Annotated in this window: 17 protein-coding genes; 10 read left to right on the top strand and 7 right to left on the bottom strand. The window is 72.3% G+C overall.

Going from position 1 to position 16220, the window contains the following annotated elements:
- Positions 1-944, top strand: a 944-nt coding sequence (locus tag AB0K37_RS01860) for an SAM-dependent methyltransferase (RefSeq protein ID WP_363973276.1), incomplete at its 5' end; no start/stop codon positions are given.
- Positions 945-959: 15 nt separating this feature from the next.
- On the opposite strand, the gene AB0K37_RS01855 is transcribed toward AB0K37_RS01860, so the two are convergent.
- Both AB0K37_RS01855 and AB0K37_RS01850 read right to left on the bottom strand, forming a co-directional pair.
- Positions 960-2156, bottom strand: coding sequence for a cytochrome P450 (locus tag AB0K37_RS01855; RefSeq protein ID WP_363973273.1), 1197 nt, complete (start codon positions 2154-2156; stop codon positions 960-962).
- A 212-nt stretch (positions 2157-2368) separates the two neighbouring features.
- Positions 2369-3574, bottom strand: coding sequence for a hypothetical protein (locus AB0K37_RS01850; protein ID WP_363973270.1), 1206 nt, complete (start codon positions 3572-3574; stop codon positions 2369-2371).
- Between the two features lie 251 nt (positions 3575-3825).
- Here AB0K37_RS01850 and AB0K37_RS01845 point away from each other — a divergent pair, with 251 nt between their 5' ends.
- Positions 3826-4398, top strand: a complete 573-nt coding sequence (locus AB0K37_RS01845; RefSeq protein ID WP_363973267.1) for a hemerythrin domain-containing protein — start codon at positions 3826-3828, stop codon at positions 4396-4398.
- Positions 4399-4529: 131 nt separating this feature from the next.
- On the opposite strand, the gene AB0K37_RS01840 is transcribed toward AB0K37_RS01845, so the two are convergent.
- Entirely contained in the window at positions 4530-5570 is a 1041-nt protein-coding gene (locus tag AB0K37_RS01840) for a hypothetical protein (protein WP_363973264.1), read from the bottom strand.
- Positions 5571-5767: 197 nt separating this feature from the next.
- On the opposite strand from AB0K37_RS01840, the gene AB0K37_RS01835 reads away from it, so the two are divergent.
- The 3 genes from AB0K37_RS01835 to AB0K37_RS01825 all read left to right on the top strand — a co-directional run bounded on the left by AB0K37_RS01835 (position 5768) and on the right by AB0K37_RS01825 (position 7804).
- Positions 5768-6115 (top strand): hypothetical protein, encoded by a 348-nt coding sequence (locus AB0K37_RS01835; protein WP_363973261.1) that lies wholly within the window; start codon positions 5768-5770, stop codon positions 6113-6115.
- Between the two features lie 82 nt (positions 6116-6197).
- A complete protein-coding gene (locus AB0K37_RS01830) occupies positions 6198-6845 on the top strand; it encodes an RNA polymerase sigma factor (protein WP_363973258.1) in 648 nt (215 codons plus the stop codon).
- Positions 6842-7804: a CU044_5270 family protein gene (locus tag AB0K37_RS01825; RefSeq protein WP_363973255.1), complete on the top strand. Its 963-nt coding sequence runs from the start codon at positions 6842-6844 to the stop codon at positions 7802-7804. The genes AB0K37_RS01830 and AB0K37_RS01825 overlap by 4 nt, the downstream gene beginning before the upstream one ends.
- A gap of 71 nt (positions 7805-7875) precedes the next feature.
- On the opposite strand, the gene AB0K37_RS01820 is transcribed toward AB0K37_RS01825, so the two are convergent.
- Together AB0K37_RS01820 and dapE are read right to left on the bottom strand one after the other, a co-directional pair.
- Positions 7876-8676, bottom strand: coding sequence for a TIGR00730 family Rossman fold protein (locus AB0K37_RS01820; RefSeq protein ID WP_363973252.1), 801 nt, complete (start codon positions 8674-8676; stop codon positions 7876-7878).
- The gene (gene dapE / locus AB0K37_RS01815) at positions 8673-9749 is read right to left on the bottom strand and encodes a succinyl-diaminopimelate desuccinylase (protein ID WP_363973249.1); all 1077 of its coding nucleotides are present in this window, start codon (positions 9747-9749) and stop codon (positions 8673-8675) included. The genes AB0K37_RS01820 and dapE overlap by 4 nt, the downstream gene beginning before the upstream one ends.
- 33 nt (positions 9750-9782) lie before the next feature.
- Here dapE and AB0K37_RS01810 point away from each other — a divergent pair, with 33 nt between their 5' ends.
- Positions 9783-10466, top strand: coding sequence for a 4'-phosphopantetheinyl transferase superfamily protein (locus tag AB0K37_RS01810; protein WP_363973291.1), 684 nt, complete (start codon positions 9783-9785; stop codon positions 10464-10466).
- On the opposite strand, the gene AB0K37_RS01805 is transcribed toward AB0K37_RS01810, so the two are convergent.
- Positions 10456-11292, bottom strand: a complete 837-nt coding sequence (locus tag AB0K37_RS01805; protein WP_345179977.1) for a 2,3,4,5-tetrahydropyridine-2,6-dicarboxylate N-succinyltransferase — start codon at positions 11290-11292, stop codon at positions 10456-10458. The genes AB0K37_RS01810 and AB0K37_RS01805 overlap by 11 nt on opposite strands.
- 44 nt (positions 11293-11336) lie before the next feature.
- On the opposite strand from AB0K37_RS01805, the gene AB0K37_RS01800 reads away from it, so the two are divergent.
- The gene (locus tag AB0K37_RS01800) at positions 11337-12254 is read left to right on the top strand and encodes a hypothetical protein (protein WP_363973245.1); all 918 of its coding nucleotides are present in this window, start codon (positions 11337-11339) and stop codon (positions 12252-12254) included.
- A gap of 276 nt (positions 12255-12530) precedes the next feature.
- Positions 12531-13685, top strand: coding sequence for a serine hydrolase domain-containing protein (locus tag AB0K37_RS01795; RefSeq protein ID WP_363973242.1), 1155 nt, complete (start codon positions 12531-12533; stop codon positions 13683-13685).
- A gap of 1 nt (position 13686) precedes the next feature.
- Here the strand turns inward: AB0K37_RS01795 and AB0K37_RS01790 are convergent, their stop codons facing one another.
- The gene (locus AB0K37_RS01790; protein WP_363973239.1) at positions 13687-14328 is read right to left on the bottom strand and encodes a TetR/AcrR family transcriptional regulator; all 642 of its coding nucleotides are present in this window, start codon (positions 14326-14328) and stop codon (positions 13687-13689) included.
- 72 nt (positions 14329-14400) lie between these two features.
- Between AB0K37_RS01790 and AB0K37_RS01785 the strand changes: the two genes are divergently transcribed.
- Together AB0K37_RS01785 and AB0K37_RS01780 are read left to right on the top strand one after the other, a co-directional pair.
- The gene (locus AB0K37_RS01785) at positions 14401-14787 is read left to right on the top strand and encodes a nuclear transport factor 2 family protein (RefSeq protein WP_363973236.1); all 387 of its coding nucleotides are present in this window, start codon (positions 14401-14403) and stop codon (positions 14785-14787) included.
- A gap of 2 nt (positions 14788-14789) precedes the next feature.
- Positions 14790-16220, top strand: a complete 1431-nt coding sequence (locus AB0K37_RS01780; RefSeq protein WP_363973233.1) for an MFS transporter — start codon at positions 14790-14792, stop codon at positions 16218-16220.

Raw genomic sequence — 16220 nt, 5'->3', positions numbered from 1 at the left:
GTCGGACCAGCACTTCGTGTTCTTCAACAACCTCAAGAGCCCCGACGGTTCGGTCGCTCCGGCGGACGGCCGGCCAGATCGGCCGCGACGACCCGGGGCTGGACTACCGGCCCCGTCCCGCCCTGGTGCCGCTGCCCGCGGACCGGGCCGCCGACCTGGCCATCGACACCCTCCAGGCCTCCCCCGCCCGCATCTACGACTACTTCCTCGGCGGCAAGGACAACTACGCCGTCGACCGCGCGGCCGCCGAGGAGATCATGAAGACGGTGCCCGACGCCCCCGCCGCGGCCCGCGCCAACCGCGACTTCCTGACCCGCGCCGTCCGCCACCTGGCGGCGCAGGCCGGCATCCGGCAGTTCATCGACGTCGGGACCGGCCTGCCCACGCAGGGCAACGTCCACGAGATCGCCCGCGACGCCGCTCCGGACGCCCGCGTGGTCTACGTCGACCACGACCCCGTGGTGCTCGCGCACGGCCGGGCCCTGCTGGAGGGCAGCCCCAGCGTCGCGGTCGTCGAGGGCGACCTGCGCCGCCCCGAGGAGCTGCTGGCCGACCCCCGGCTGAACGAGCTGATCGACCTCGGCGAGCCCGTGGGCCTGCTGCTGGTGGCCGTCCTGCACTTCGTGCACGACGATGACGACCCCGCCGGGCTCGTCGGGCGCCTCGCCGGCCGGCTGCCCTCCGGCAGCCACGTGGTGATCTCCCACGGCTACGACGGCGGCATGGACCCCGGTGACACCGAGCACTCCCGGGCCGTGTACCGCAGGTCGAAACTGCCGATCTACTCGCGCGGCCCCGAGGAGGTGGCCCGCTGCTTCGCCGGGCTGGAGATCCTCGACCCCGGCGTCGTGTGGGTCCCGCAGTGGGGCCGCCCGCGTCCCGCGGGGCCGGCGCCGGCCCCGCAGTGGTGCCACTTCATCGGAGCCGTCGCCCGCAAGCCCTGACCGGTCCCCCGCCCCTCACCCCGTCCCGCGGCTGATCACGGTCGGCAGCTCGGCGAACCCGCGCACGTACGGCGAGTTGACCCGCCGCGCCCTGGCCTCGTCGATGTCGTAGTCGCCGGTGCGGGCCGCGAGCTCTTCCAGGGCGACCCGCGCCTGCAGCCGGGCCAGGTGCGCGCCGATGCAGTAGTGCCGCCCCGACCCGAAACTGATCTTGGTGGTGGTGTCGCGGCCCAGGTCGAAGCGGTCGGGATCGGCGAAGGCGCGCGGGTCGCGGTTCGCCGCGCCGATCACCAGCAGCATGCGGGCCCCGGCCGGGACGGTCACGCCGTGCAGCGTGAACTCCGCGGTCACCGTCCGCCCGTCGGCCTGCGCCGGAGCCTCCAGCCGCAGCGTCTCCTCGATCCAGTCGCCGATCCGCCCGAACGCCCCGGACGGCCGGTCCAGATGCCGCCAGGCGCAGTGCCAGGCATTGGAGATCAGGTTGGTGGCCGTCTCGGTCCCGGCCGCGATCAGGATGAACAGCACCCCCATGATCTCGGCCTCGGTCAGGTGGTCGTCGCCGTCGGCGGCGTCCAGCAGCGCCGACGCCAGGTCGTCGCGGCGCAGCGCCCGGCGCTCGGCGATCAGACCGTGGAAGTAGCCCACCAGGGCGGAGATCGCCCCGCGGCCCGCCTCGGTCACGTCCCGGACGCCCTGCTGGTGGTGGACGATCGCGTCGGCCAGCCGCCGCAGCTCGCCGCGGTCGGACTCCGGGACGCCGACCATCTCGGAGATGACGTCCATCGGCAGCAGCGCCGCGTAGTCGGCCACGAGGTCCAGCTCCGCGCCGCCCGGTCCCGCGCCGTCCAGCGCCCGGTCCAGGTGGCCGCGCGCGATGCCGCGGACCCGTCGCTCGAGCGCGGCGACGCGGCGCGGGGTGAACGCCTTAGCCACGAGCCCGCGCATCCGGGTGTGCTCGGGCGGGTCCATCGCGAGGAACGACGCGTGCGTCCGCGCATCCGGCCCCCACACCGACGGCTCCAGGAGGATCCCGTTCGCGCTGGAGAAGCGCCGGAAGTCCCGGAAAGCCGCGGTCACGTCCGCGTGCCGCGACAGGACGAAGAAATTCTCCTCGTCATTTCGGTATACCGGCGCGTCCTCCCTCAACTGCGCGTAGACCGGATACGGGTCCTGTTGAATTCCGAAGTCGTACAGGCTGTACCGCACACCCATCGCAGCCTCCTACCGCCATCGAAAGCCGCACGCCGGTCAGCATTCGCTTACGGCGTCCTCCCCCAACCCCAGCACATCCCGAAGCCGGCCATGTGACCGATTACGGCCATCCGGCGGTGGACCGTGCCACAATTCCCCGTGCTCGAAAGGCCGCGTCATGGCCGAAGGCGGCGGGGGCGCGGACCGGGGCAAGGCGGGTGGGCGGTGGGCGGTCAGCCGGCGGGCTTGTCGCGGAGGTGCCCGACCGGGTGGGGCCCGTCGGTCTCCAGGCGGTACTCGTCGCCGAACTTGGCGCGGTGCTCGTCGATGACGCGCTCCTGCGGCGGCCGCTCGGCGTTGATCTTGTCCTGGTACTCCTCGAAGCGGCGGTGCGCCTCCTGGACGTAGCCGGTGCCGAGGGTCGTGTAGTCGATCTGCGTGGCGAGCAGTTCGCGCACGTACTGCTTGTTCGGCTCGAAGGTGACCGGCTCGGGCAGCGCGGGAGCGAGGATGCTCTCGGGGTCGCGGCCGTCGTGGCGGCGCATCAGGTCGCAGGCGATCCGCAGGTGCTCCAGCTCCATGTTCAGGTGCAGCTCCCAGATGCCCTTCACGCGCGGGTCGGACTCGGTCTGCATGAACGAGTAGTACAGGTAGCACTCGTTGTACTCGTGGTTGACGAGCCGCTCCCACCAGGTCTCCCCGGGGTCGACCAGCGACTCGTAGTGGGTGACGTGCTCCTCCTCGATGAGGCCGATGTCCTGGTAGAGCTGCCGTGCGATGGGCTCCATGTACATGGGGCCGACGTTCATGTAGAAGTTCATCGTCTGCTGCTCGGCCGCCATGATCGTCAGCGCGTGCAGCTTGGAGACCGGCGCCGCCGCCTCGCGGTCGTAGGGCTCGCGGACGTTGTCGAAGGGGTGGCGGTGCTGCAGGTGGCCGGGCCGTCCCGGCATCACCTCGGTGAGCTGGTCGACGATCTTCTCGGCCCGGCGGTGCTCGATCATCTCGTACAGGTTGGCGTACCGGTACAGGTGGTCGAAGTCCTCCAGCAGCCCGAACTGGTAGGCCTGCTTGAGGTAGGGGTCGGGCTCCTGGCGGGCGACCCAGCCGGTCAGGTCCACCGCGACCTGCTCGTAGCTGATGGTGGTCTCCAGCACCGACGCCTGGCCGGGCAGCAGCCAGTTGACCACCTTCTGCTGCTGCTGCTCGATGTTGCGGACCTGGGCCAGCTGCCGCTTGACCTCCAGGTCGGGGCAGATGCGGTTGAAGTGGTGGCTGAACATGATCGCCTCCACCTCGATGCCGTTCATCGCGATGATGCGGCACTTGGTGTAGGGATCGGAGGTGTCGGGGTCGACGGGCGCCACGTCCAGCTGCGCCCAGTTGCGCAGCTGGTCGTCCAGCGGGATGCCGCGGTGTTCGAGCGGGTTGAAGGCCACCAGGCTCGTCCCTTCCTGTTCGGGAATGTTCGGGCTGACGCCCGGGGCGCGTACCCGAAGCGATCCGTCCTGCACCTCCCGGCACCACCCGGTTCCAAGATTGGTCCGGCGTTGACCGAAGCCCGGCAGGAAGAACCGAGAGCCACCGGTATGGGGCTTCCTGCCCTGGGTACGGGCCGCCGCATCGCCCCACCACCGCACGCGCACGGCGCCCCGCGCCAGGCCGCGACCGAGCGAGAAAGCGAGAGGCCATGCAGACCACACCCGCCAACGCCGAGACCACCGAGGACGTCGTCGACCTGCTGCGCGCCCAGCACGGCCGGATCAGGGACCTGTTCGACGAGGTCATGAACTCCGAGGGCGCCGAGCGCAAGGACGCCTTCCAGCAGCTGGTCAAGCTGCTGGCGATCCATGAGACCGCCGAGGAGGAGATCGTCCACCCGGCGGCCCGTCGCCTGCCCGGCGGCGACGGCATCGTGGACGACCGGCTGGCCGAGGAGCGCGAGGCCAAGGAGCTGCTCGCCGAGCTCGACGGCATGGACACCGGCGACCCGCGCTTCCTCAAGTCGCTCGACAAGCTCCGCGTGGACGTGCTGACCCACGCCCGTGCCGAGGAGCGCTACGAGTTCGACCGGCTCAAGGACGAGTTGAGCCCCGCCCAGCTCAAGGGCTTCGCCGCCGCCGTCCGCGCCGCCGAGGCCACCGCGCCCACGCACCCGCATCCGGGGGTGGAGTCCGCGACCAAGAACATGCTCGCCGGGCCGCTCGCCGCGGTGAGCGACCGCGTCCGGGACATGATCCGCAACGCCCGCGACAAGAGCTGACCCGGCCCGGCGCGGGCTCAGACGCGGTCCGGCGGGGCGTCGAGCTCCTTCTGGGCCCCGCGGCGGTGGTGGTCGGCCAGGCGGCGGTGCTCATGGACCAGCGCACCGCCGGGGACGCCTGATCCGGCCGTTCAGCGCGGCAGACGGAGGTCCGTGCAACCGTGCCGCGCGACGGCGTGCCCCGCGAACGCCCGCAGCCCGGCCCGCAGAAACGACTTCGTCGGGGCGGCGTACTCGGTCGCGTCGACCAGGAACAGCGCCCGTGCGGTGTGCCCTGGGCAGCGTGCCGTGGCCCAGGCACCGCGGGGCTCGAGGCCGGAATCGGCCTTCACGCCGTAACCGCCGCCGCCGTGCCCGCCGTCGTACCAGGTGGTCCGCAGCCTCTGCGCGTACGGGCCGTAGTTCGCCTGGAAGTGGTACGCCGCCGCGGAGAAGGCCACGGTCTTGCCGAGGACGCACTCCTCGACCGGCGCGTTCCCCCCGCCGTCGGTCCTCTTGATCCAGTTGACCTCGCCCCTGTCCACGGCGGTGGCGACCGGGATGCCCGCGCAGGTGCCGCCGACGTTCTCGGGGGCCGTCTCCCCGGCCGGCCTCGACACGGGCGGCACAGGGCCGCCGGATCTGGCGTCGCAGCCGTAGTGGCGGGCCGCCCGCACCGCGATGGCGATGACGAGCCGGGCGACCTGGTGCGCCTCCGCGGGATCCGCGAGCGTCTCCTGTGAGGCCGCGGACACCAGGACGGACGCGGGCCGATTGGCGCAGGTCAGCACCACCGCGGTGTTGCGCAGATCGGTGTAGCCCTCCCGGCCGCCGCCCAGCGCCACCGGCAGTTCGTCGGAGCCGCGGTGCAGCCGGGTGAAGAACGCGCCGGGAGAGCCGGTGTTGTTCAGCGTGTCGGCGACGTCGCCGATGGTGAGGCTGAGGTCGGCGACAGCGCACCGCTCCCAGCGCAGGGCGTCGTCCGCGATGTGCTCGTCGCGGCCGAGAGCTCCCGTCTCGTGGCCGGTGAGGACGGCGGACTCGGCCTCGGGGACGAGCCCCTGGCAGAACCCGGCGAGCGCGTCCCGGTAGCGCCAGTCCCTGCCGGTGTCGCTGAGCCGGTACCAGGCGAACACGGCGACGGCGATCGCCACCAGCGGCACCACTCCGAACAGCCCCGCTCGCCGCAACACCGGCATCCCGCTCCGCGCCCCACTTCCGGTCGGCCGCAACACACTCCGGCGCACGACACAAAGCCCTCTTCCTACCGGTGCCGTCACACGCCGTCAACAGTCCGCATGGCGCGACGGCCCCCGCTGAGTACCGCACCGGACTGACATGAGTAGCCGCACGGATCGATCAAGCGACCGGAAGGCTGTTCACTGAGGTCGTGACCACAGAGAACACCGCGGCCGTCTCCCGGAAGCGCTCCGGCTGGCGCGTGGCCGCGGCGATCGCGCTCGCCCTGCTGCTTCCCGCCACCGTGCTCGCCTGGATCTGCGTGCTCGCGACCCCCGAGTACGGCCGGTGCCTCACCTACGGGGAGCAGTGCGATCCGGCCTCCGACACCCGCCTGACCATCGCCTGGTGGTCCTTCTGGGGCAGCGCCGCCGCCGGCGTCGCCGCCCTGGTCCTCCGGTCCGCCTGGACGGTGACCCGGCGAATCCACCCGATCCTGGTCACGGGGCAGGTCGTGCTCGCGATCGTGACCCCGGCAGCCGTGATCGCCAGTGGATGACACCGCCTCCGGCCGCGCCATGTGAGGCAGGTCACGGGAACCCGGGCGACCCGGCGAACAGTCCCCGCATGTGGAGATGAGTATGCGTGCCCGGGTTCACGCCGGGGATCCGGATGCGTTCCGAGAGCTGTTCGACGAACATGTGCGCTCGGTCTACAACCACGCCTTCCGCCTCACCGGGAACTGGGCGACGGCGGAGGACGTGGTGTCCCTGACCTTCCTGGAGTCATGGCGCCTTCGCGAGAGGGTCGACGTCGAGGCCGAGGGGTCGCTGCGTCCCTGGCTGCTGGGCATCGCCACCAACGTCGCCCGCAACGTGCGCCGCGCGGCCCGTCGGCACGACGGTGCGCTGGCGCGGCTTCCGAGGAGCGACACGGTCCCGGACTTCACCGACGAGGCCGCGGGCCGCATCGACGATCGCGAGCGGCTCGCGCTGATGCGCGCGGCGCTGGCGGCGCTGCGCGAGCCCGAGCGCGAGGTGCTGGCCCTGTGCGTCTGGTCGGGGCTCGGCTACGCCGAGGCCGCCGAAGCGCTCGGCGTGCCGGTCGGCACGGTGCGCTCCCGGCTGTCGCGCGCCCGCAGGAAGCTCGACGGCCTCACCGCCGGAGGCGTCCGGCCGCCCGCGGAAGACCGGCCGCCCGCAGAAGACCGGGAACCGCCTTCCGGCCACGGACAGCAAGAGGGTGACCGCGAGATCGCGGTCCGGTCCGCTCAGGAGAAGACCCGATGAATTCCACACCGATCCAGCCGAACCCGGACGAGCGTGAGGAGCTGGCCCGGCTGCTGCCGGCGCCGGTGGAGCGGGATCTGCCGGGCGACCGCCGCCAACGACTCCAGGAGTTCGTGATGAGCGAGATCCAGCAGGACCTTCGACCGGCCGAGCAGGCTCCGCGCCGCCCCTCACGGCGGCGCCCCCTCCTCCTCGCCGCGGCGGGGACCGCCGTCGCCGCCGCTGCCGCCGCGGTGGTGATCGGCGCCGTCGGCACCGGAGGGGCCCCGAAGCCGGACGAGGGCCCTGGCGCGTCGGCCCCGTCCGGCCGGCAGGTCCTGCTCGTGGCCGCCACCACCGCGGCGAAGACGCCGGCGGAAGGCGGCGCCTACTGGTACGTCAGGACCACGTTCACCGCTCGCGAGGGCGGCGCCCGCACCTCGCTGGAGAGCTGGACCGGGCGCGACGGCCGGGTCTGGTGGAAGGGAGACAAGACGGGCGGCAAGGTGGTCTCGCTGACCGCGCCCGCTCCGTTCCGGCTCGGCGGGCCCGGCGTCACCCTCGCCCAGCTCCAGAGCCTCCCGGGCTCTCCCGGCGCGCTGAAGGCGTGGATCGCCGCCGGCGTGAAGCGCAGCGACGTCGAGACCAGCGCCGGCCGCCCCGACGCGGCCGCGCGGGAGCGCTCCGTCTTCGACGGGCTCCTCTCCCTCGTCTCCCAGCTCCCGGCCCCGCCGAAGGTCCGCGCGGCCGCCTTCCGCGCGATCGCCGCCTACCCGAACGTCGAGAACCTCGGTGCGGTCAAGGGCGGGCAGGGCCTGTCGATCTCCTTCGGCGGAGGAGGGAACGCGCACGTGGTCGTCGATCCGAAGACGTCCCGGATCACCGACACCGACTTCTTCGTCTCGGCGGACGGCGCGCGGGTCGCGGTCCCCGGCGGCGCCGCGATCACGGCCGAGTGGACGGACCGGGCGCCCAGCTAGCGCGGCCCCCGCACGCGGAGACCGTCTGGACCTGCATGATCGGGAGGATCATGCAGGTCCGCGGGGCGGGGCTACTCCCCGGCGGTCTCCGCGGCCTCGGCGGCCGCGCGGGACTCGATGATCTCCTGCTCGGCCCGGGTGTGGCCCTCGATGATGATCCGGACGACCTCCTCCGGGTCGTCGGTGAGGTGGATCAGGTCGATGTCCTGCGGCGAGATCTTGCCGGAGGGCAGCATCGAGTTCTTGACCCAGTCGAGCAGGCCGCCCCAGAACTTCGTGCCGACCAGCACGATCGGGAACCGGGTGATCTTCTTGGTCTGGACGAGGGTGATCGCCTCGAACAGCTCGTCCAGCGTCCCGAAGCCGCCCGGCAGGACGACGAAGGCCTGCGAGTACTTCACGAACATCGTCTTGCGGACGAAGAAGTACCGGAACTCCAGGCCGATGTCGAGGTGGTCGTTCAGCTTCTGCTCGAACGGCAGCTCGATGCCGAGGCCGACCGACAGGCCCCCGTTCTCGTCGCAGCCCTTGTTGGCCGCCTCCATGATCCCCGGCCCGCCGCCGGTGATGACGGCGTAGCCGGCCTCGTGCAGGCGGGCGCCGATGTCGACGGCGAGCTCGTACTCGGGCGAGTCCGGCTTGGTGCGGGCGCTGCCGAAGACGCTGACGGCCTTCGGCAGCTCGGCGAGGAGGCCGAAGCCCTCGACGAACTCCGCCTGGATCCGCAGCACCCGCCACGGGTCGGCGTGCACCCAGTCGACCGGGCCGCGGCCGTCCAGGAGCCGCTGGTCGGTCGTGGTCGGGGGGACGGCCCGCCCCCGCAGCATGGCCGGCCCCTGCCGGCGCGAGCGGGAATTCACTTCCGTTGTCATGAGGCCACGGTAATGGGACCCTCCAGCCACGTGCGCATTCGTTGCTCGCACTCGGCGATGAGAGGGATCTCGACGTACTCGTCCCGCGTGTGCGCGAGGGTCGGCTCGCCGGGGCCGTAGTTGACGGCCGGGACACCGAGCTCGGCGAAGCGGGCGACGTCCGTCCAGCCGAGCTTCGCGCGGACCTCGGCGCCGCTCGCCGCGGCGAACGCGGCGGCGGCCGGGTGGTGCAGCCCCGGGCGGGCGGCGGACGCCCCGTCGGTGACCGTCACCTGGAAGCCGGCGAAGGTTTCCCGGAGGTACGCCTCCGCGTCGGCGAGGGACTTGTCGGGCGCGAACCGATAATTCACGGTGACGACGCATTCGTCCGGGATGACGTTCCCGGCGACGCCTCCCGAGATGAACACCGCGTTCAGGCCCTCGTGGTACTCCAGCCCGTCCACGACCGGACGGGACGGCTCGTAGGCGCGCAGGACGTCCAGGATCGCCCCCGCCGAGTGGATCGCGTTCGACCCCATCCAGGCGCGCGCGCTGTGCGCCCGCTCCCCCGTCGCGGTGACCTGGACGCGCATCGTGCCCTGGCAGCCGCCCTCGATCAGCCCGCCGGTCGGCTCCATCAGCACCGCGAAGTCGCCCGCGAGCAGTTCGGGCCGGGCCTGCGCGAGGTGCCGCAGCCCGTTGCGCGCGGCCTCGACCTCCTCGCAGTCGTAGAAGACGTAGGTGACGTCGCGGCTGGGCCGGGCGACGGTCGCGGCGAGCCGCAGCGCGACCGCGACGCCGCTCTTCATGTCGGTGGTGCCGCAGCCGTAGAGCCGGTCGCCCTCCACGCGGGACGGGAGGTTGCCGTTCAGCGGCACGGTGTCGAGGTGCCCGGCCAGCACGACCCGTTCGGCCCGTCCGAGATCGGTGCGCGCGACGACGTTGTTGCCGACGCGCTCCACCGCCAGGTGCGGCAGCGCGCGCAGCGCCTCCTCGACGGCCCCGGCCAGGGATTCCTCCCCGCCGCTCACCGACTCGATGTCGACGACCGCCGCCGTCAGGTCCGCGACGTCCGAGTAGAGATCAAGCCCCATGGTCGAAGGTTATCTATCATCGCGTCCGTGGAGATGCCCGTACTGGAGTGCGCCGTCCATTGGGCGCGTCCCGCCGACGACCCCCGGATGCGCGACCTCCTGGACGACGGGGAGCGCGCCCGCTACGACCGGTTCATGCGCGCCGAGGACAAGGCCCGGTTCGTCACCGGGCGGTTCCTCGCGCGCACGGTCCTCGCCGAGGCCACCGGCCGCCCCCCTCGCGACCTGCGCTTCACCACCGACTGCCTCCTGTGCGGCGACTCGCACGGCAAGCCGCGCCTGCCCGGCAGCGGCCTGGACTTCTCGCTCTCCCACTCGGGGGACCGCGTCCTGCTCGTCCTCGTCGAGGGCGCCGAGGTCGGGGCGGACGTGGAGCAGGAGAGCGACCGCGACATCGACGGCCTCTCCCGCATGGTCCTCACCGACGCCGAATCGGAGGCGCTGAAGGCCACGACCGACCGGAAGCGCGGTTTTCACGTCTACTGGAGCCGGAAGGAGGCCCTTCTGAAGGCCACCGGCCACGGCCTGGCCGCGCCGATGACCGCCATCCACGTCTCCGGCCCGGACGAGCCCCCCGAGGTGCTGGGCTGGGAGGGCGAGGCGGCCGTCTCGCCCGTCCGCCTCGCCGACCTGGACGCCGGGCCCGGCTACGCCGCCTCGGCCGCCGTCCTCACCGACCGCCCCCTCGAAGTCGCCGAGTTCCCGCTCAGGTGTTGATGCCGTGGTCGCGGAGGATGTCGTTGAGGGACGCCTTGTCGTGGCGCTGCCCCTCCTCCAGCCGCTTGAGGATCAGCACCGCCGGGAGCCCGAACGTGCCGCCCTTGAACTCCTTGTAGCGGGTGCCGCCCACCGCGACGCACCAGTCGGGGATGCGCCCGCGGCTGATCTCCTCGCCGGTCTCCACGTCGATGACCGGCATGGACGCCGACAGGTTCGTCCCCGACCCGACGACGGCGCCGCGCCCCACCCGCGCCCCCTCGACGATCATGGAGCGGCTGCCGATCATCGCCTCGTCCTCGATGACCACCGGCTTGGCGTTCGGGGGCTCCAGCACGCCGCCGATGCCGACGCCGCCCGACAGGTGGACGTTCTTGCCGACCTGCGCGCACGACCCCACGGTGGCCCACGTGTCGACCATCGTCCCGGAGTCGACGTAGGCGCCGATGTTGGTGAACGACGGCATCAGCACCACGCCCGGCGCCAGGTGGGCGCCCCATCGCGCGATGGCGCCCGGCACGACGCGCACGCCGTCCAGGCGCGTCTTCAGCGGGATGCGGTCGTGGTACCGGAAGTCGCCCACCTGCGAGCGCGCCATGCCGAGGACCTTGAAGCTCAGCAGGATCGCCCGCTTGGCCCGCTCGTCGACGACGACCTCGTCGGTCGCGGGATCGATCCGGGCGACGCGGGCCTCACCGGCGTCGAGCTGGTCGACGGCGGCCACGATGGCCGCTCGGGCCTCGGCGTCGTCCGGCGTCAGCTCGGCGCGCCGCTCCCACAACTCGTCGATGCCGCCGGAGATCGGGCTGGTGAACGTTTCGGTCATGCCTCCTGAGCTTACTGGTGGCCATCTCCCAGTACTGTCTTCGCGTGGCTGTTTGGGCGAGGTTGAAGGCGCGCCCCGATGAGGGGGCGAGCGGCGGGCGCCGCCGGCGCGGCGTCCGCTGGGCCGCGGTCCTGGGCGTCGTCGTGCTGCTGGCGGGCGTGGGCGTCTACGCGGCGTTCCAGCGGATGCGCCCGTACCTGCACGGGTCCGGCTGCGAGGTGCGCACGAGCCTCGGCAAGATGCCGCTCGACCTGGAGCAGGGCGCGAACGCCGCCACCATCGCCGCCGTCGCGTTCCGCAAGCAGCTCCCCGAACGCGCCGTGGTGATCGCCTACGCGACCGCGATCCAGGAGTCGCACATCCACAACCTGCCGAACGGCGACCGCGACTCGGTGGGCATGTTCCAGCAGCGCCCGTCCCAGGGCTGGGGCACGCCGGACAAGCTCCGCGACCCCGTCCAGGCCACCAGCAAGTTCTTCGACGCCCTCGTCAAGGTCAAGGACTACCTCGACCGCGACCTGCACGACGCGGCGCAGAAGGTGCAGCGCAGCGCCGACGGCCGCGCCTACGCCCAGCACGAGCCCGACGGCAAGCTCCTCGCGACCGCCTTCACCGGCCGCGAGCCCGCCACGGCCCGCTGCTGGTACCCGCCCGACAAGAAGACGACGTCCCGCCGCCCCGAGGCGCTCCTGGAGATGCGCCGCGCCTTCGGCAGCCGCCTGAAGGTCGGCGGCCCCGGCCCGCTCAAGGCGGGCTCCCCGTCCGACCCGAAATCGTGGAACGCGATCCAGGTCACGAACCCCCGCTCAGGCTGGGCCGTCGCGAGCTGGGCCGTCACCCACGCCCAGGCCTACGGCCTGACCGAAGTCCGCTACGCGGGCAAGCACTGGCGGTCCGACGCCGGCCACGACGGCTGGACCGACGACAAGCAGGCCACCCAGGCCACCGTCATCGTCCAGTAGCCAAGGCTCCGGACCGCTCGCCGCCCGGGCCACCGCTGGAGCCGCTACTCCAGCCACGTTCCGTCGCGCATGATGACTCGGCCGCGCAGCTGCGGCTACTCCCAGCGACCGATAAACCCTCAGCCTCAGCCGTGGCGGCGTTATCGCGGGCGTATCCAAAAGCGCATACGCCGCCGCAACGATCCTTCGTCTTCGGTGGAGGCACGGACCACGGCGGTCCGTGCCGAGGGCCCGTTCCCCCGGCTTCGGAAGGTGAACACGAAAAGGAAACGCGTGGTGTCGCATAAGAACGTTCGCCCGCTGCTGAAGGCCGGTATCGCCGCCGGCCTCGCCATGACGATGGCGGCACAGGCCACGCCCGCCACCGCCGCCCCGGCGCGGGTCGGGAACGTGCAGGAGGCGATGGAGGAACTGGCCAGGACTCCCGGGGTCGTGGGGGCCGTCGGCGGGGCGTACCTCGACGGGAAGCCCGTCGGGCTGGGCAGCGGGGGCTCGCGCCTGCTGGACGGAAAGGGCGGAAGGATACCGGCGAACGCCCGCTTCCGGATCTGGTCGCAGACCAAGCAGATGGTGGCCACCGTGGTGCTGCAACTGGTCGAGGAGGGCCGGCTGGGCGTGGACGACAAGCTCGCCGACCTGCTGCCGGAGGTGGTGGAGAAGGATCTGGTGGAGCGGGCCGACGAGATCACGGTACGGCAGATGCTCCGGCACACCTCCGGCATCCCCGACTGGTACGCCGGAAAGCCGAAGCCGGACGGGAGCGAGGGAGACGACCCCTCGTTCGACGTGTTCGACTTCACGACCCGCTACCAGCCGCTCGATCTGGTGAGGTGGAGCCGCGACCGGCCCCGGACCGGGGAACCGGGCGGGTCATGGTCCTACTCCAACACGAACTACACCCTCCTCGGCATGATCATCGAAAGGGCGACCGGCCACGACCTGGGCACCGAGCTGCACGATCACCTGTTCGGCCCGCTCGGGATGACCAGGTCCCACCTCATGGCCACGCCGCCGGACGGCGTCGAGGGGCCGCACGGCCACGGCTACTACCCCGACGCCGACGGAAGGGTGCGCGATGTGGACCGCTTCAACGCCAGCCTCACCGGTGGGGCCGGAGGGGTGGTCTCCACCGCGCACGACGTCAGCGCCTTCCAACGAGCATTCGCCCAGGGCAGGCTGCTGCCGCCGGAACTCCAGCGGATCCTGACCGACCGGCTCCCCGAGGACTCGCGCCTTCGGCGCAAGGGCCGCAGCAGTTGCGGCGACGACTTCTTCATCGCGGGCGGGTTGGCCCCCGGGTCCATCGCCATGACCTTCTACTCGGCAGACGGCCGCCGCCAGTTCGCGATGTCGTTCACCCTGAGCGTCAAACCCAGCGCCGTGGAGCTTGACGCGGGCAAGGCCGTGGAGGCCGTCTTCTGCCCCTCCTGAATCAGGCCGGGGATCCGCTTCCCGTCAGGTGCACGCCGACGAGCTTGACGAGGAACCGGTCGATCTGGTCCGCCAGGGGCGGCAGCGCCAGGGCCGGTTCGTTGACCCGGATCGACACGGCGCCGTGCACGGCCGCGCGCAGGTCGAACGCGACCTCGGCGGCGTCGGCGGCGGGGGCGCGGCCCGCGTCGATGCACCGCTGCACGGCGGCGGTGGCGCGCTCGGCGAGTTCCTCCTTGAACGCCAGGCGCATCCGCTGGTTGAGGGTGCTCTCGTGCAGCACCTTGTACAGCCCCCCGTGGTCGTGGACCCAGGTCCCGAGGAACAGCAGACGCGCCCGCAGCCGAGCCACCGGGTCGTCGAAAGCCGACTCGGCCTGTTCCAGGTCCTTCAGGAGGTCGCGGGTGCACTGCTCCAGTGCGGCGTAGACGAGGGCGTCGCGGTCGGCGAAGTGAATGTAGACGGAGGTCGCGGCGATGCCGACCGTGCGCGCGACGGCGCGCAGGGACAGCGCCTCGTCGTCCCCCAACTCGTCCAGCATCCGCAGGGTGGCGTCGACGATGTCGCGGCGCAGCCGTTCTCCCTGTCCTCGCCGGTTGCGGCCCCGCGCCGGCGCGGGCGGGGGCGGGGATGTCGCGTCCATGCCCGGCATTGTATTGCGACGACCGTTGCCTTACAGTCGTAGCGCTACAGCCGTTCACTTATGGAGGACAGCGTGGATCCAAGGCTGGAGACCAACAAGCAGACCGTCCTCGACTTCTACGAAGTCGGGCTCAACCAGAAGGACTTCGCCGCCGCCGCGAAGCTCGTCGGCGATCGCTACGTCCAGCACAACCCCCGCATCGCGGACGGGATCGAGGGCTTCGAGGCGTTCCTCTGCCAGCTGCGAGCCGACTTCCCCGCGCTGCGCGCCGAGGTCAAGCGGATCTTCGCCGACGGCGACTTCGTCATCGCGCACGTGCACGGCGTGCGCGTGCCCGGCACGCCCGGAACGGCCATCGTCGACATCTTCCGGCTCGACGACCAGGGCAAGATCATCGAGCACTGGGACGTCATGCAGCCGATCCCGGAGACCGCCGCGAACCCGAACGGGATGTTCTAGCCGTGACCGCCACGAGCGCCACGACGCGGCCGCCCACCGCCGCCGTCCCCGACCCCCGGCGCTGGTGGGCGCTGGCCGCGGTCGCGACGGCCCAGCTCATGATCGGCATCGACCTGACGATCATGAACATCGCGCTGCCCTCCGTGCAGCGCTCCCTCCACCTGACCGACCCGGCCCGGCAATGGGTGATCACGCTTTTCGCCCTCGGGTACGGCGGCCTGCTGCTGCTCGGCGGGCGGCTCGCGGACCTGCTCGGCCGCCGGCGCGTCCTGCTGACCGGGCTGGCCGGGTTCGCGGCGGCCTCGGCCCTGGGCGGCGCCGCCACCGGCCCGGCGGCGCTGCTCACCGGACGGGCCCTCCAGGGCCTGTTCGGCGCCCTGCTCACCCCGGCCGTCCTCGCGACGCTCGCCGCCGCCTTCCCCACGCCCGCCGAGCGCGGCAAGGCGTTCGGCGTCTACGGCACCGTGATGGGCAGTTCCTCCGGCCTCGGCGTCCTGCTGGGCGGGGTGCTCACCGACTACCTCGACTGGCGCTGGTGCATGTACGTGAACCTGCCGATCGCGGCCCTCGCCGCGGCCGGGGTGCTGTACACCGTGCGCCCGGCGCCCCGCACGGCCGGCGTGCGGATCGACGTCACCGGGGCGGTCCTCGCCACCGCGGGCCTGATGACCCTGGTCCTCGGGTTCGCGCGCGCCGAACCCGACGGGTGGACCGCCCCGTCCACCTGCGGCCCGCTCGCCGCCGGAGTCCTGGCGCTGGCCGCCTTCGTCCTGGTCCAGACCCGCGCGAGGAACCCTCTGCTCCCTCCTCGGGTCGTCCTGGACCGCCGCCGCGGCGGATCGTACCTGGCGGTGTTCGGCCTGGCGGTGGGCATGTTCGCCGCGCTGTTCTTCCTCACCTTCTACCTGCAGAACGTGCTCGGCTACTCGCCGATACGGGCGGGCCTCGGGTTCCTGCCGCTGACCGCCGGGCTCATGGCCGGCGTGCGGGCGGTGAGCCGGTTGCTGGCACGGGCCCCGGTGCGGTCGCTGCTGTGCCCCGGCCTGCTGACGATCGCGGCCGGTCTCGCCCTCCTCGGTCTGCTGCGGCCCGACAGCGGCTACTGGACCCACGTCATGCCGGTGTTCCTGCTGGTGGGGATCGGCACGGGCTGGGTGCTGGTCACCGCCAACAGCACCGCCACGCTCGGCGCGGGCCCCGACAGCGCCGTCGCCGGCGCCATGGTGATGACCTCCCAGCAGGTCGGCGCGTCCCTCGGCACCGCACTGCTCAGCACGATCGCCGGGACGGCCGCGGCCCGCCACCACCACGGCCCGCCCACCGAGGCTTTCGTGCACGGCCTCAACGTGGCCGGCCTGAGCGCGGCCGGTTTCCTCTGCCTGACCGCGCTCGCCGTCTTCCTCATCACCGGCTCGCGCGGGCCGCGGCCCTAG

It is taken from the genome of Actinomadura sp. NPDC049753, assembly GCF_040674655.1.
In the GTDB taxonomy this organism is placed as follows: domain Bacteria; phylum Actinomycetota; class Actinomycetes; order Streptosporangiales; family Streptosporangiaceae; genus Spirillospora; species Spirillospora verrucosospora.
The sequence above is the reverse complement of the archived record's forward strand: the minus strand, read 5'-3'. Positions and strand labels throughout refer to the sequence as shown.

Bases quoted from the DNA above. Each gene is read 5' to 3' on its own strand.
- AB0K37_RS01855 (WP_363973273.1), bottom strand. From the start codon at position 2,156: ATGGGTGTGCGGTACAGCCTGTACGACTTCGGAATTCAACAGGACCCG.
- AB0K37_RS01845 (WP_363973267.1), top strand. From the start codon at position 3,826: ATGCAGACCACACCCGCCAACGCCGAGACCACCGAGGACGTCGTCGAC.
- AB0K37_RS01830 (WP_363973258.1), top strand. From the start codon at position 6,198: ATGCGTGCCCGGGTTCACGCCGGGGATCCGGATGCGTTCCGAGAGCTG.
- AB0K37_RS01825 (WP_363973255.1), top strand. From the start codon at position 6,842: ATGAATTCCACACCGATCCAGCCGAACCCGGACGAGCGTGAGGAGCTG.
- AB0K37_RS01820 (WP_363973252.1), bottom strand. From the start codon at position 8,676: ATGACAACGGAAGTGAATTCCCGCTCGCGCCGGCAGGGGCCGGCCATG.
- dapE (WP_363973249.1), bottom strand. From the start codon at position 9,749: ATGGGGCTTGATCTCTACTCGGACGTCGCGGACCTGACGGCGGCGGTC.
- AB0K37_RS01810 (WP_363973291.1), top strand. From the start codon at position 9,783: ATGCCCGTACTGGAGTGCGCCGTCCATTGGGCGCGTCCCGCCGACGAC.
- AB0K37_RS01805 (WP_345179977.1), bottom strand. From the start codon at position 11,292: ATGACCGAAACGTTCACCAGCCCGATCTCCGGCGGCATCGACGAGTTG.
- AB0K37_RS01790 (WP_363973239.1), bottom strand. From the start codon at position 14,328: ATGGACGCGACATCCCCGCCCCCGCCCGCGCCGGCGCGGGGCCGCAAC.